The 13,362-nt window shown below is 55.2% G+C and carries 13 protein-coding genes; all 13 read right to left on the minus strand.

The window, feature by feature from the left end; genetic code table 11:
- Positions 1-159: 159 nt before the first annotated feature.
- The 13 genes from rny to yfmH all read right to left on the minus strand — a co-directional run bounded on the left by rny (position 160) and on the right by yfmH (position 13,359).
- Positions 160-1,701, minus strand: coding sequence for a ribonuclease Y (gene rny / locus O9H32_RS10870; protein ID WP_269866089.1), 1,542 nt, complete (start codon positions 1,699-1,701; stop codon positions 160-162).
- 289 nt (positions 1,702-1,990) lie between these two features.
- Positions 1,991-2,704, minus strand: coding sequence for a RecX family transcriptional regulator (locus O9H32_RS10875; RefSeq protein ID WP_269866091.1), 714 nt, complete (start codon positions 2,702-2,704; stop codon positions 1,991-1,993).
- Between the two features lie 123 nt (positions 2,705-2,827).
- Positions 2,828-3,883: a recombinase RecA gene (gene recA, locus O9H32_RS10880; RefSeq protein WP_269866092.1), complete on the minus strand. Its 1,056-nt coding sequence runs from the start codon at positions 3,881-3,883 to the stop codon at positions 2,828-2,830.
- Positions 3,884-4,063: 180 nt separating this feature from the next.
- Positions 4,064-5,311, minus strand: a complete 1,248-nt coding sequence (locus O9H32_RS10885) for a competence/damage-inducible protein A (RefSeq protein ID WP_269866093.1) — start codon at positions 5,309-5,311, stop codon at positions 4,064-4,066.
- A 45-nt stretch (positions 5,312-5,356) separates the two neighbouring features.
- Positions 5,357-5,935 carry a CDP-diacylglycerol--glycerol-3-phosphate 3-phosphatidyltransferase gene (pgsA, locus tag O9H32_RS10890; RefSeq protein WP_269866094.1) on the minus strand — a complete coding sequence of 193 codons (579 nt, stop codon included), beginning with the start codon at positions 5,933-5,935 and terminating at the stop codon, positions 5,357-5,359.
- Positions 5,935-7,263 carry a 30S ribosomal protein S12 methylthiotransferase RimO gene (rimO, locus tag O9H32_RS10895; protein ID WP_269866096.1) on the minus strand — a complete coding sequence of 443 codons (1,329 nt, stop codon included), beginning with the start codon at positions 7,261-7,263 and terminating at the stop codon, positions 5,935-5,937. Before rimO ends, pgsA begins: the two co-directional genes overlap by 1 nt.
- A gap of 174 nt (positions 7,264-7,437) precedes the next feature.
- Entirely contained in the window at positions 7,438-7,929 is a 492-nt protein-coding gene (locus O9H32_RS10900; RefSeq protein ID WP_269866097.1) for a YajQ family cyclic di-GMP-binding protein, read from the minus strand.
- 144 nt (positions 7,930-8,073) lie between these two features.
- Entirely contained in the window at positions 8,074-8,937 is an 864-nt protein-coding gene (locus O9H32_RS10905; RefSeq protein WP_269866099.1) for a helix-turn-helix domain-containing protein, read from the minus strand.
- Between the two features lie 184 nt (positions 8,938-9,121).
- Positions 9,122-9,901 carry a DUF3388 domain-containing protein gene (locus tag O9H32_RS10910; protein ID WP_269866101.1) on the minus strand — a complete coding sequence of 260 codons (780 nt, stop codon included), beginning with the start codon at positions 9,899-9,901 and terminating at the stop codon, positions 9,122-9,124.
- A 91-nt stretch (positions 9,902-9,992) separates the two neighbouring features.
- Complete coding sequence (locus O9H32_RS10915) at positions 9,993-10,745, minus strand: hypothetical protein (protein WP_269866103.1); 753 nt, start codon at positions 10,743-10,745, stop codon at positions 9,993-9,995.
- A gap of 237 nt (positions 10,746-10,982) precedes the next feature.
- Positions 10,983-11,237 (minus strand): DUF3243 domain-containing protein, encoded by a 255-nt coding sequence (locus tag O9H32_RS10920; RefSeq protein ID WP_269866105.1) that lies wholly within the window; start codon positions 11,235-11,237, stop codon positions 10,983-10,985.
- Positions 11,238-11,315: 78 nt separating this feature from the next.
- Positions 11,316-12,083, minus strand: a complete 768-nt coding sequence (ymfI, locus tag O9H32_RS10925; protein WP_269866106.1) for an elongation factor P 5-aminopentanone reductase — start codon at positions 12,081-12,083, stop codon at positions 11,316-11,318.
- Positions 12,067-13,359 carry an EF-P 5-aminopentanol modification-associated protein YfmH gene (gene yfmH / locus O9H32_RS10930; RefSeq protein ID WP_269866108.1) on the minus strand — a complete coding sequence of 431 codons (1,293 nt, stop codon included), beginning with the start codon at positions 13,357-13,359 and terminating at the stop codon, positions 12,067-12,069. Before yfmH ends, ymfI begins: the two co-directional genes overlap by 17 nt.
- Positions 13,360-13,362 lie beyond the last annotated feature (3 nt).

Raw genomic sequence — 13,362 nt, forward strand, 5'->3', positions numbered from 1 at the left:
TGGCATACGCGGCTCCTGTTCCACACGGCATCCCCGTCCTTATTATGCTTGTTCGCCCGAGAACTTGCCGCTCTGCCCATATCGAGTGACGCCCATGCTGGCCGTACCAAGAAAAGAGAAGTAGCCAGTCGGCCACTTCTCTGCGGTGTGAAGGTTCGATTATTTGGCGTATTCCACGGCTCGGGTTTCACGGATTACCGTGACCTTGATGTGGCCTGGATAATCCAGTTCGCCTTCGATCTTCTTGGTAATGTCTCTCGCGAGACGGAACGCTTCGGCGTCATCCACCTTCTCAGGCTGCACCATAACGCGGACTTCGCGGCCGGCCTGAATGGCGTACGATTTCTCGACACCTTCGAACGACTCCGAAATTTCCTCGAGCTTCTCCAGACGACGGATGTACGTCTCGAGCGTCTCGCGGCGCGCTCCTGGTCTAGCAGCCGACAGAGCGTCGGCAGCACCGACCAGCATGGCGATAACCGATGTGGCTTCTGTATCGCCGTGGTGCGATGCGATACTGTTGATTACGATCGGATGTTCCTTGTACTTCTTCGCAATCTCGACGCCGATCTCCACGTGGGAGCCTTCGACTTCGTGGTCCAATGCTTTCCCGATGTCATGCAGAAGCCCGGCACGCTTCGCCAATGTCACGTCTACTCCGAGTTCTCCAGCCATCAGACCGGCGAGGTAAGCCACTTCCATCGAGTGCTTCAGTACATTCTGACCGTAGCTCGTACGGAATTTGAGACGTCCCAGAATCTTGATCAGATCCGGGTGCAGTCCGTGCACGCCGGTTTCGAATGTGGCTTGTTCGCCGTATTCGCGAATCCGCTCGTCCACTTCCTTACGGGATTTCTCGACCATTTCTTCGATGCGTGCCGGGTGAATCCGACCGTCCGCTACCAGTTTCTCCAGCGAGGTACGGGCGATTTCGCGGCGGATCGGGTCAAAGCCCGACAGTATGACCGCTTCCGGCGTATCGTCAATAATGAGATCGATCCCCGTCAATGTTTCGAGGGCCCGGATGTTGCGGCCTTCACGGCCGATGATCCGGCCTTTCATTTCTTCGTTAGGAAGCGCTACAACCGATACAGTCGTCTCCGCCACATGGTCTGCGGCGCAGCGCTGAATGGCCAGCGTAATGATTTCTCTGGCTTTCTTGTCGCCTTCTTCTTTCGCTTGCTGCTCGATTTCCTTAATGAGTTGGGCGGTTTCATGGCGAACCTCTTGCTCCACGTTAGTCAGGATGATGTTCTTCGCATCCTCCATGGTGAGGGCCGAGATCCGTTCCAGCTCGGAAACTTGATCTTTGTAGATCTGATCGATTTGAGACTGGGTTTCTTCGATTCGCTTCTCTTTGTTGGCGACCTGCTCTTCTTTTTTCTCGAGAGATTCTAATTTTTTATCCAGCGACTCCTCTTTTTGCAACAATCGTCTCTCTTGTCGTTGTGTTTCATTCCGACGGTCACGAATGTCTTTTTCAGCTTCGGTTCTCAGCTTGTGAATTTCATCTTTCGCTTCAAGAACCGTTTCTTTTTTCAGTGCGTCCGCCTCTTTACGCGCATTGTCTACGATCTGTGCGGCAGCTTGTTCAGCACTAGAAATTTTCGCCTCTGCAAGGGACTTGCGGATAAAATAACCGACCCCGAAGCCAAGAGCACCAACTAAGAGAGAAATCAATATCGTGAGGACTGGCTCCATCCAGTTCACCTCCCTCGTTGTTTCTCCAAGGGCTAAGCTTGGGATAATGTGGTTTTTAATCCATTCTGCTAACTGGGATACCCGGGCCTTGCTACAAAAGCGTTTGTACGGAAGGCCGCCACGGTTTGCTGGAAGAATGCTGCCGGCTTTGCAGCACCATCCAGAAATAAAGTAAAAATTGGCGATTTTACTTTGGAATCTTCCCTGGGCTGTTCGGGACGATTCATGGTGTATAATGAATATACATGATTATTTTAGCTTTTGGGAAAGAAGCTTGTCAAGGTGTACTCTATGGTTCCTCGAATTCCTCGGGGTCTTCCCACTCGCTTTCGTCCGAGTGGCGGGGTAAAGTGCCCAGCACCCGGCTCACGACCGAGCCCGGGTACCCCCTGCGCTGCAGGAAGCCTGCAATCTTGCGTCTGGCCTTCAGCGGGTCCTTGCGCATTTCGCCTGCATACCGCTTCACGGCAAGCTGATGGGCCATCTCATATTCCGTTTCTTCATCCACTCCGGCGATCGCCTCTAGAATCTCCTCTTTCGCAACGCCCTTCTGCTGCAGCTCCTGCTTGATGAAGTGGCGTCCTTTCTTCTGGGAGAGGACCCGCTGCTTGGTCAGCATCTGCGCGAATTCGGCGTCGTTCAAGTAATTCTCCTTGCGCAGGCGCTCTACGACACCGCTGATTAGGTCGGGTCCGTAGCCCTTGAGCTTCAACCGGCTGCGGATCTCGTGAGCCGACCGGAGGCGGCTGGACAAGAGCCGGATCGCATCGAGATAAGCGCGGTTCCTCTCCTCCTCCGTTAAAATCTTCACCAGGGTCTCCCGCTCGACCACTTCCCCTTTGAGGAGATGGTGGCGGATCAGTATGTCCTCATGCACCGAGAAGGCAAAGGACTCGTCTATGTAAATGTTGTAGCGGCTCTTTGTTCGTTTTTGCTGCTCTACCTTGGTGATCGTTCCGCCTTGGGGAATGACCTCCGCTTCCTTCTCCTGCTCCTCTTCCATACCCATCCCCTCCATCGAAAAGGCAAAAAGCACCTTACCCTTAGGAGTAAAGGTGCTTCCGCCTGGCTTGCTCTGCGCCGCTGTCCGTCATCCGAATAGCGGTGCAATCCTGTATGCATCCGATTATTGCTGCTGCTCGAACAGTGCCAGCTCTTCGTCGTCCTCTTCTTCGTCCGTGTTCGGACCGACCACAGCAGTCAGGTTGCTGTTCTCGCGGATCTTTTTCTCGATGACCTCAGCCACCTGAAGGTTCTCCTTGAGGAACTGCTTCACGTTCTCACGGCCTTGGCCGAGACGATCGTTGTTAAAGGAATACCAGGCGCCGCTCTTCTGGATAATCTCCATCTCAGTGGCAATATCCACGATGCTGCCTTCGCGGGAGATGCCTTCGCCGTACATGATGTCGATCTCGGCCTGCTTGAACGGAGGTGCGACTTTGTTCTTCACGACCTTGATCCGCGTGCGGTTACCGACCATGTCGTTGCCCTGCTTGATCGTCTCGATCCGGCGCACGTCAAGACGCACGGAGGAGTAGAACTTCAGTGCGCGTCCACCCGGCGTTGTCTCCGGGTTACCGAACATGACCCCGACTTTCTCCCGAAGCTGGTTGATGAAGATCGCAATCGTCTTCGACTTATTGATCGCGCCCGACAGCTTACGAAGCGCCTGGGACATCAGACGGGCCTGCAGACCGACGTGGGAATCCCCCATCTCACCTTCGATCTCCGCCTTCGGCACGAGAGCGGCTACGGAGTCGATAACGATAATGTCTACCGCGCCGCTGCGTACGAGCGCTTCCGCAATCTCCAGCGCCTGTTCGCCGGTATCCGGCTGGGAGAGCAGCAGCTCGTCGATGTTGATGCCGAGCTTGCTCGCATACAGGGGATCCAGCGCATGCTCCGCATCGATGAATGCGGCCGTTCCGCCGGTCCGCTGCACTTCCGCGATGGCATGCAGAGCCACCGTCGTTTTACCGGAGGATTCCGGTCCGTATACTTCGATAATTCTACCGCGCGGAAAGCCGCCGATGCCAAGAGCGATATCCAAAGCCAAGGAGCCGCTCGAGATGGTTTCCACCTGCATATGCGTGGACTCACCGAGTTTCATGATGGATCCTTTGCCGAATTGTTTTTCGATTTGACGGAGGGCGTTCTCCAGTGCTGCGCGACGATCTGCCAAACAAATCACGTCCTTTTTATTATTTAGTACCCCGCAGGGTGAGATATAAACGGAAGACTTTAGACATTCCCCGAACATACATTCGGTCGCGGTGCAAAATAAAAACCGTAACACGACATTGAGAAATGTTACGGTTCTTCCGCTACAATCTATTATACTTGATTTTACCTGTGGAATCAACTAAGATTTGATCTTTTTCCATAGATGGTAGAGCGCGGTTTTGGAAGCACGCAGCTTGATTGTTTCCCGGTTTCCGGACAGGCGAAGTGTCACTACCGTTGTCTCCCCGCCCCGTTCGGCAAGTCCGGCATAAACCAATCCGACAGGCTTACCTTCGGACTCGGTGGGTCCTGCCACCCCGGTCAACGACACGGCGTAATCGGCATCCGCCAGCTTCCGTACGTTCTCCGCGAGCGCCTTGGCCGTCTCTTCACTAACCGCTCCTGGCGCGTCAGGGCCTTCAAGCTGCTCCATGGGAATGCCGAGCACCTTGTTCTTCACGTGGTTCGTATAGCAAATGACCCCTCCGGCAAAAGAGTGGGAACCGCCGGGAACCGCCGTCAGCAGGTCGCTGAGCTGGCCCCCTGTGCAGCTCTCGGCTACTGCCAGCGTCTTGTTCGCCGCCGTCAGCAGGCGAAGCACCTCGAGCTCGAGCGTAATGTCCTCGGAAGCGTAGACATGGTCGCCGAGACGGCTGCGGATTTCCCGCTCCAGAGGCCACAGCTTCTCCGTCGCTTCTTCCAAGGAGGCGGCCCGGGTCGTCAGCCGGACCGCGACTTCCCCCTCCTTGGCATAAGGGGCAATCGTCGGATCGGTCTGCGAACCGATCAGGTCGATCAGCGTATGCTCCAATGATGATTCTCCGATGCCCGCGAACTTTATCATCGTGGAAAACAGCGGCTTGACATCGTCCATTTTGCCCGTCAGCCAAGGAATTACATATGTATCGAACATCGGCTTCATTTCTTTGGGCGGTCCGGGCAGCACGATATAGTGCGTTCCCTCGTGCGTGATGGCATTGCCGACAGCAAGCCCGGTGTCGTTCGGCAGCGGATCGCTTCCTTCCAGCATATAGGCCTGCCGGATGTTGCTCTCCACCATCGGAATGCCGCGGCTTTGGAAGAACCCTTCCATGTAGTCATAAGACGGCTGGTGAATCACCAGCTTCTGTCCGAGAACCTCGGCCAGTACATCCTTCGTCAGATCGTCCTGCGTAGGCCCGAGGCCCCCCGTGCAGATGATCAAGTCCGCCCGTGATTTGGCGATAGCGAGGGTTTCTTTGATCCGCGAGACATTATCCCCGACGACGGTCTGATAGTAGACCCCCACCCCGACATCTGCGAGCCCGCGGGATATGTACTGTGCGTTCGTATTCACGATTTGGCCCATCAGCAGCTCGGTACCGACGGCAATAATCTCTGCTTTCATCGTCTGTCGCCTCCGGTTTCGGCAGGATATGTGCTTCCACTGCAGTTAATCGCTGAAATTGATCACATTCTTATTCTTGACGAAATAGTCGATGCCGGAGTAGATCGTAATGATGGCTGCAATCCAGCTCGCGATCTGGTCGAACGGGAAATGAATCAGCGCAAAGGGAAAATTGTTGATGAGCAGTGCGATAATGGCCGTAATCTGGGCCGCCGTCTTCCATTTGCCCCATTTGCTTGCCGCCAGCACCACGCCTTCCAACAGGGCAATCTGCCGAAGCCCCGTAATGGCAAATTCGCGGGAGATAATGACAATGACAATCCAGGCGTCCACTTTGTCCATCTCCACAAGCGAGATCAATACCGCTGAGACAAGCAGCTTGTCGGCCAGCGGATCCAGCAGTTTGCCGAGGTTCGTGACAAGCTTCCGCTTTCTGGCGATATACCCATCAAGCGAATCGGTGCTCGCCGCCACAATGAAGATCAGGGCGGCGATAATCTGGTTGTAGGTGATGCTGAACTGTTCGATGCGCACATGCGGGAACTTGACGTTGATCAGCAGGAAGAGCATGATGATCGGCACCAGAAAAATACGGGCCAAGGTAATCCGGTTGGCCAGATTCATTACGCCACGACCTCCCCGGACAAGTCGAACTCGAACGAGTGGGTGATCCTCACTTTCGCGATGGATCCGATGGCGAGTTCTTTGCCCCCCACGAAGACTTCGCCGTCGATCTCTGGCGCGTCGAACTGGGACCGTCCGACATAGACGTCATTGCGGCCGTCGTATTTCTCGATGAGGACATCGATCACTTGGCCGATCCGTCCGCTGCCCCGGTTATTGGAGATTTGGCGCTGCAGCTCCATGAGCACGTTGGAGCGGTATTCCTTTACCTCGTCCGGGACTTGATCCGGCAGACGGGAAGCTGGCGTATCTTCTTCCTTCGAGTAGGTGAAGACACCCAGACGGTCGAACTGTACGTCGCTAACGAAGGACTTCAGGTTCTCGAAATCTTCCTCCGTCTCTCCCGGAAAACCGACGATAATCGAGGTGCGCAGCGATACGCCCGGAATCCGGTCGCGGATCTTGCGGATGAGCTCCCGGGAGTCGCGCTGGCGGCCGGGACGGCGCATCCGCTTCAGGATACTGTCCGAGCTGTGCTGCAGCGGCATATCGATATACTTGCAGACCTTCGGGTTCGTCGCGATCACTTCGATCAGCTCGTCCGTGAAGAAGCCGGGATACGCATAGTGAAGACGTACCCATTCGATGCCCTCTACCTCGCTCACCCGGTTCATCAGTTCGGGAAGCTTGAAGCCGTCATACAGGTCTGTGCCGTAATTAGTGGAGTCCTGCGCGATCAGGGAAATTTCCTTTACGCCCTGGGCCGCCAGCTGGCCTACCTCGTCCAGGATGGACTCCATGCTCCGGCTTCGGAACTTCCCGCGCATGATCGGGATGCTGCAGAACGTACAGGCATTGTCGCAGCCCTCCGCAATCTTAACATAGGCGGTGTAGCGGGGCGTTGCCATCCGGCGGGGGAGCTTCTGCTCATAATTGAACACCGGGTTGCCGACATAGACCGGCATACGGCCCGCCAGCGCCTCGTCGATGATTTGATTGATATTGTGAAAATCCCCGGTACCGACGATCCCGTCGATCTCGGGCATTTCTTTGAGAAGCTCTTCCTTGTAGCGCTGGGTCAGACATCCCGACACGATGAGCGCTTTCAGATTCGCGGTCTGCTTGAGATCCGCCATATCGAGAATCGTGTTCACCGACTCTTCCTTGGCCGCATCAATGAATCCGCAGGTGTTGACGATAATAATCGTTGCTTCTTCTTTCTCCGATACCAAGGTGTACCCACGCTCATGAACCAGGCCCGACATAATCTCGGAATCAACCAGGTTCTTCTCGCAGCCGAGGGTCACCACTTTCACTTTCTCCGTCATAACTTTCCTCCAAGCTGTGGTGTTTCTGCTCTAGTATTGCTTGTCACTACTTCCCGTTAAGGCTGTCGATCCCAGTATAATATACCCTCTCAAAAGGTGTCAAAACCAGGAAGGCCGCACGCGGAAACAAACCAGGCGGGTTTCCCGCGCAGCGGTTCCAGTCACTTCCTGTGCTTAACGGAAATTGATAAACTGCAAGTCCAGGGGCAGGTCCGCCTTTCGCAGCAGATTCATGACCGCCTGAAGATCGTCCTTGCTCTTGCCAGTGACGCGGATCTGGTCACCCTGAATCTGACTCTTCACCTTGAGTTTGGAATCGCGGATGAGGATATTGATTTTCTTCGCGTTGTCCTGGTCGACCCCCTGCTTCACTTTAATACGCTGGCGTACGGTACCCGAAGACGCGCCTTCCACTTTGCCGTATTCCAGGTTCTTCAGCGAGATTCCGCGCTTGGCCATCTTCGACTGGAGAATATCGAGCACGTTCTGAAGCTTAAAGTCGTCATCGGATACGACGACGAGCTCTTCCTTGTCGAGCGCGATACTGCTCTTGCTGCCCTTAAAATCAAAGCGGGTCGCGATCTCTTTCTCCGCCTGGTTGATGGCATTGTTCATTTCCTGCATATCCAGCTTTGATACGATATCAAATGAATTCTCACTGCTCATGCTCATGCATCCTTCCTTTTCGATCCAATACATAGATCTCGATTACACTATATTGTAGCAAAAAAGACACCTTCAGCACAAAGCGTCCGCGTGTCTCGGGTAATCTTCTTGGAGTTATACCGCTTCTCAGATGGGAAATAACGCTTAGGATGCTTTTGCAAAATCGACTTGAATCTTCTTCACGTTCGCTACATCGCCGACCGGTACCGGTGTTCCGTTAACAACCAGATCGACGGCGCTGGCCTTCCCGAAGATGAGGAATGCCGGGTTCGTGAGCTCATAGGTCTTTGTTTCGCCATTCTTATACGTTCCCTGGTCCACCGTATTGCGCTTCGCTCCCATCTCATCCACTTCAAGCCAGCAGGCGTCGCCCTTGACTGTGATCTTGATGGCGAGTTTGTCCGTCCCGGACACGGTGTAATAGTCCGTCCCCCGCTCGCTCTTCGCAAGCTTGACCTCCACAGCAGAAGTTGGCGGCGGTGTCGGCGGCGGAGCGGGCGTCTGCACAGCAGCGTTCTCCGTCGCGGTCCCCGCACCGGTTGGCGCCGGAGCGGACGTCTGCGGCGCAGGAGTGGCGTCATCCGTAATGCGTGTCGGCAGATCCTGGCTCGCCCCGCTCGTGCCTTCATAATTGTTGCTGACGTAATAATAACCGAGGCCGAAGATCAGCACGACAAAAGAGATGAGCATGGCGCTAGACGCCCATTTGCCAAACCTCTCGGAATTGCGGGAGTTCCGCTTGCTCCGGATCGGCTCGATATGCTCCGGCTCCGCTGCCGGAATGACATTCTGGTACAGATTCAATACTTCGTTCGGATCGAGTCCCACAGCTTCCGCATAGCTCTTAATGAAGGCGCGGACGTAAAAATTGCCCGGAAGCACTTTGTAGTTGCCGTCTTCGATCGCCTCAAGATAACGTTTGCGGATTTTGGTGGTTTCCTGCAGGTCCTCAAGCGATATTTTTTTGTCGAGACGGGCTTTCTTCAGAAGTTGGCCTAGATCGGACATGGGGTCACCCCTTCCCTTGATGTTACGGGGCGGCTTGCGGCCGCCCTTCTATACCGGTGCCCGGCGCAGGGCTGCATGCCGCCTTACGCCGGTCCCTGTTCAGCAGACCCGGGTCCAGGCGCGGGAGCGTCCCTCCTGGCGTTATTCGCCAAAAGAAAGCCGCCGCGCCGATCCAGCCCTGCTTCTAATAGTCATCAAACCCGCCCGTGAAGGTCTCATACGAGATCTCTTCCTCGGGGTTGTTGCGCAGCTCGACAATACAGTCGAAGTGTTCATAGGTGAACTGCGATTCGCGGATAAAGATGTCCGGATGCTCGATGACCTTGGTCGAAGGCATCGCCATAATCTCCTGCATCAGCGAATGGTGCCGCTCGTTGGAGCGCAGCGTAGAGACGATCCCGTCGATAATGAAGACGTTGTTGACATTCATCTCGTCCTCGGACAGCTGGCTTCTTACCGTCTGGCGAAGCAAGGTGGAGGACACGAAGGTCCAGCGTTTGCCGGAGCAGACGCTGCCGGCAATGATCGATTCCGTCTTGCCTACGCGCGGCATGCCCCGCAGGCCGATCACCTGGTTGCCTTCACGCTTGAAGAGCTCACCGAGGAAATCGACCAGGAGTCCGAGTTCGTCCCTTGTAAAACGAAAAGTCTTGCGGTCGTCGGAATCCCGTTCGATATAACGGCCATGACGGACGGCCAGAATATCGACCAGTCTCGGCGTACGAAGTGCCGTTATAGTTATATTATCCACTTTTTTGAGCATTTTACCCATCAGTTCAATTTTTTCTTCATCTTTGGTCTGCAGCAGCATGCCTCGGGTCCGGTCTTCGACTCCGTTGATCGTGACGATATTGATATCGAGCATCCCCATGAGGGACGCGATATCGCCCAGCAGCCCCGGGCGGTTCTTATGTATTTTGTACTCCATGTACCACTGCTTGATTTCGCTGGATTCCATTGTCATTGCTTATGCTCCGTTCGTCCATTGATAAGGTTCCGATTGAATTATTTCTACAATATTCGATAGAATCCTTCCCGCTTGGGTCGGTATTTGCTTATTCCTGTTTTATTATTTTGGCTTCGCTCTCCGTGTAGGGCTGTATCCCCGAAGTCCACGGCTTGCCGTCGATGGTCTCCTGCAGCAAGGTCAAGATGCCGTTCCACTGGAGCTGCACTTTGGTTCCGGCCAAGTTCATGACCGGAATCTGAAGATTGCGCATCCGCTGGACCATGGCCTCGTCGACAGGCGCATATACCGCGATCCAGGCGGGACCATGGCGCCTCACCTGCTGCTGGAACGGTGTGTACCACCCTTCTGCATCGGCTAGCGACACATACTCCGCTTCTTCGGATGGCGCCCATTCGGAAGGCACCGGATAGCTTGAAGTCGTGACCCATTCGATCGTACGTCCCGAACCGGTCTGCTCCTTCACCCAAGGATCCCACAAGGCACGGAACTCGGCATCCTGCACCATTTTGAGCTGAATGTGGCCTCCACTGACCTGCACGGTATCCCTCGTCAACCCGTCGTCAAGCAGCAGCCACTTGCGCGCCGTCGTCTGCTGCGCCGCAGGCAGCGCGCTCCGCGACAGGTCGTGGCCCGTTACCACAATATAATCATACCCTCTTGATCCCGCCTTGGCGATCATATCAGGAGACCAGACTTTCGTACTGTCCGCATCCTGTACCCATTCATAGGACAGATGCTTCGTATTCTGCCACTGGACGAGGGCGTTCTGGAGCGACGTTTTGTCCGCTTCCGCCAGCGATGGACCGGTGACAACGAGCAGAGAGGCTTTTTTCTCCAAGAGCGCCGGTTCGATAGCTGGAATGCTCTTACCGCACCCGCAGACTAAGGCAAGGAGCCCTATCATACTTACACGGATCACCGTTTTTTGTAACAGGCCAAGCGTTTTGGGGGAAACCATTTCATGCCGCATGCTTTCATTCATCCTCGATTTCACTCTTTTTTTGCTTTCCCCAGTATACCAGAAAAAAGAAGGAAAAGCCTCCCTGATAGGAGGCTCGCACAATTGCAGCTATAATTAGTTGTTGGCTTTGGCGAGTTTGACCATCATGCTGGCCATGACTCTTCTCTCATTCTCGTCAGCAACGTCCCACAGTTCCTTGAGGACTCGCTCTTCTTTGTTCTCCGGGTCCACCTTGTCGGACAGGAACTCGCCGATTTGGTAAGCCAGCTTGGAGATCAGATCTTCGCTCATCCCCGCTCTTTCGGCCTGCTCTACACGTTCACCCAAGAATTCTTTCCAGCGTTCGAATACCTTCAGGACTGTAGCCATGTCGCAATTCCTCCTTGTGCGTTTAGGTTCATTACAAGCTTACTATTCGCAAAAGGAGGCGGGATTATGCGAAGGGCCTCAGGTCAGCCAGCCGCCGTTCGGCGAGATGATCTGGCCGGTAATATAGCCTGATTCGGGAAGCGCCAGGAAATAAACGAGCGAAGCGATCTCATCGGGCTTGCCCAAGCGGCCCGCCGGGATATCGTTCTCCATCGCCGCCTTCTCCTGCGCATCGAATCCGGACAGCATCTGCGTATCTACAGCTCCGGGAGCTACGGCGTTCACGGTCACGCCGGATGGCGCAAGCTCCTTCGCCAGCGCTTTCGTGAATGCGTTGATTCCGCCCTTGGCGGTGGAATAAGCCACTTCGCAGGAAGCGCCCGAGATGCCCCATATGGATGATACATTGATAATCCGGCCGTACTTCTGCGATACCATCCGCGGCATAAACTGCCGCGTCATCAGGAACGTGCCCTTCAGGTTGATCCCCATAATCTCATCCCACTGCTCTTCTGTCACATCGGAGAGCAGCCCGTAATGGGATACGCCCGCATTGTTGACGAGGATATCCGGGAGCATGTCATGCTGGGCGAGCTTCTCCTGCAGCCGTTCAATCCCGTCACGGGAGCGGAGGTCCGCTGTAACCGTCAATACCTTGGCACCCGACTTCATGCAGCTGCGGGCCGTCTCGTTGGCGGCCTCATGGGACTGCAGATAGTGGATCACCACATTCATGCCGACGGAAGCAAAGCGGCCCGCTATGGCCGCTCCGATCCCGCGGCTGCCTCCGGTGACGAGGACCGTCTGCTCCGTGAACGGTTTGAACAAGTTAGGCTCCGTCCCCACGGCTGGTTACGATGGAAGCGGCAAGCCGGCTCCAGTCGAAGTGATCGCGGAGGCTGGCATTCACTTCCTGAAGCGTGATTTCTTCGTACACCGGCAGGATGTCGAACAGGTCGGAATCCTTGAACCGGTACTTCGTGAATTCGTTGGCTATCGCTTCGGGGGAGTTCAGCTGACGCAGGAACGCCCCGATCTTCTTGCGCTTGCTCCGCTCGAAGTCCGCTTCCGCGAGCCCTGCTGCTTTCACCAGATCGATCTCTTCTCTCACTCTGGCGATCAGGCGGTCCGGGTCCTTCGTATCTCCACCGATGACCGAGAATCCGTAGCCTTCGGCGATGTTGTATTCGGAACCGAAGGAATCCGAGATGAGCTCTTCATCGTAGAGCTTCTGATAGATGGCCGAGCTCGGGCTGACGAGGACATCCATGACGATCTTCATCGCGAGCTCGCGTCTCAGCATCTCGCGGCCGCGGCGCGGCTGTCCCGGCTCCTTGCACCCGAAGAGGCACTTCGGCAGAGAGACCGGCAGCACCGTCACTTTGCGCTCGGCCTTGACTGTATTCGGCTCATTATCGAAGAAGCGGCGGATCTCCCCTTGGGCAGGGAAGCTCTTGCCCGCCTGGTTCTTCCGGACCAGCTCCATCACTTCCTGCGGTTCTACGCCCCCTACGACGAACAAACTCATATTGCTCGGATGGTAGAAGGTGCGGTAGCATTCGTAGAGCATGTCTTTGGTAATCTCGCCGATCGATTCCACCGTGCCTGCAATGTCGATATGGACCGGATGGTTGTGATACAGCGTCTCGATCAGACCGAAGTACGCTCTCCAGTCGGCATTGTCTTCGTACATTTTGATTTCCTGGCCGATAATCCCTTTTTCTTTGTCGACATTCTCATCGGTAAAGTAGGGGTTCTGGACAAAGTTCAGCAGCGTCGTCAGGTTCTCGTGAATATGCTCGGTAGCCGAGAAGAGATACGCGGTACGGTCGAAGCTCGTGAACGCATTCGCTGAAGCGCCCTGCGCTGCGAATACCGAGAAAATGTCGCCCGTCGGCTCCTCGAACATTTTGTGTTCGAGGAAGTGGGCGATACCGTCCGGCACCTTGCGTGCCTCCGCGCCCTCCACCTGGAAGTGGTTGTCGATCGATCCGTACTTGGTCGTGAAGGTCGCATACGTTTTCTGGAAGCCCTCTTTGGGCAGCACGAATACGGTCAGCCCGTTCGGAAGCGTCTCGGTGTACAGCGTTTCTTTAACATGAGGATAAGGGATCGTCTGCATAGG

It is taken from the genome of Paenibacillus caseinilyticus (assembly GCF_027533645.1).
GTDB classification, from domain to species: domain Bacteria; phylum Bacillota; class Bacilli; order Paenibacillales; family NBRC-103111; genus Paenibacillus_G; species Paenibacillus_G caseinilyticus.

Excerpts from the sequence above, each read along its gene's own strand:
- rny (WP_269866089.1), bottom strand. The coding sequence starts at position 1,701 with ATGGAGCCAGTCCTCACGATATTGATTTCTCTCTTAGTTGGTGCTCTT.
- O9H32_RS10875 (WP_269866091.1), bottom strand. The coding sequence starts at position 2,704 with ATGGAAGAGGAGCAGGAGAAGGAAGCGGAGGTCATTCCCCAAGGCGGA.
- O9H32_RS10885 (WP_269866093.1), bottom strand. The coding sequence starts at position 5,311 with ATGAAAGCAGAGATTATTGCCGTCGGTACCGAGCTGCTGATGGGCCAA.
- pgsA (WP_269866094.1), bottom strand. The coding sequence starts at position 5,935 with ATGAATCTGGCCAACCGGATTACCTTGGCCCGTATTTTTCTGGTGCCG.
- rimO (WP_269866096.1), bottom strand. The coding sequence starts at position 7,263 with ATGACGGAGAAAGTGAAAGTGGTGACCCTCGGCTGCGAGAAGAACCTG.
- O9H32_RS10900 (WP_269866097.1), bottom strand. The coding sequence starts at position 7,929 with ATGAGCAGTGAGAATTCATTTGATATCGTATCAAAGCTGGATATGCAG.
- O9H32_RS10905 (WP_269866099.1), bottom strand. The coding sequence starts at position 8,937 with ATGTCCGATCTAGGCCAACTTCTGAAGAAAGCCCGTCTCGACAAAAAA.
- O9H32_RS10910 (WP_269866101.1), bottom strand. The coding sequence starts at position 9,901 with ATGACAATGGAATCCAGCGAAATCAAGCAGTGGTACATGGAGTACAAA.
- O9H32_RS10920 (WP_269866105.1), bottom strand. The coding sequence starts at position 11,237 with ATGGCTACAGTCCTGAAGGTATTCGAACGCTGGAAAGAATTCTTGGGT.
- yfmH (WP_269866108.1), bottom strand. The coding sequence starts at position 13,359 with ATGCAGACGATCCCTTATCCTCATGTTAAAGAAACGCTGTACACCGAG.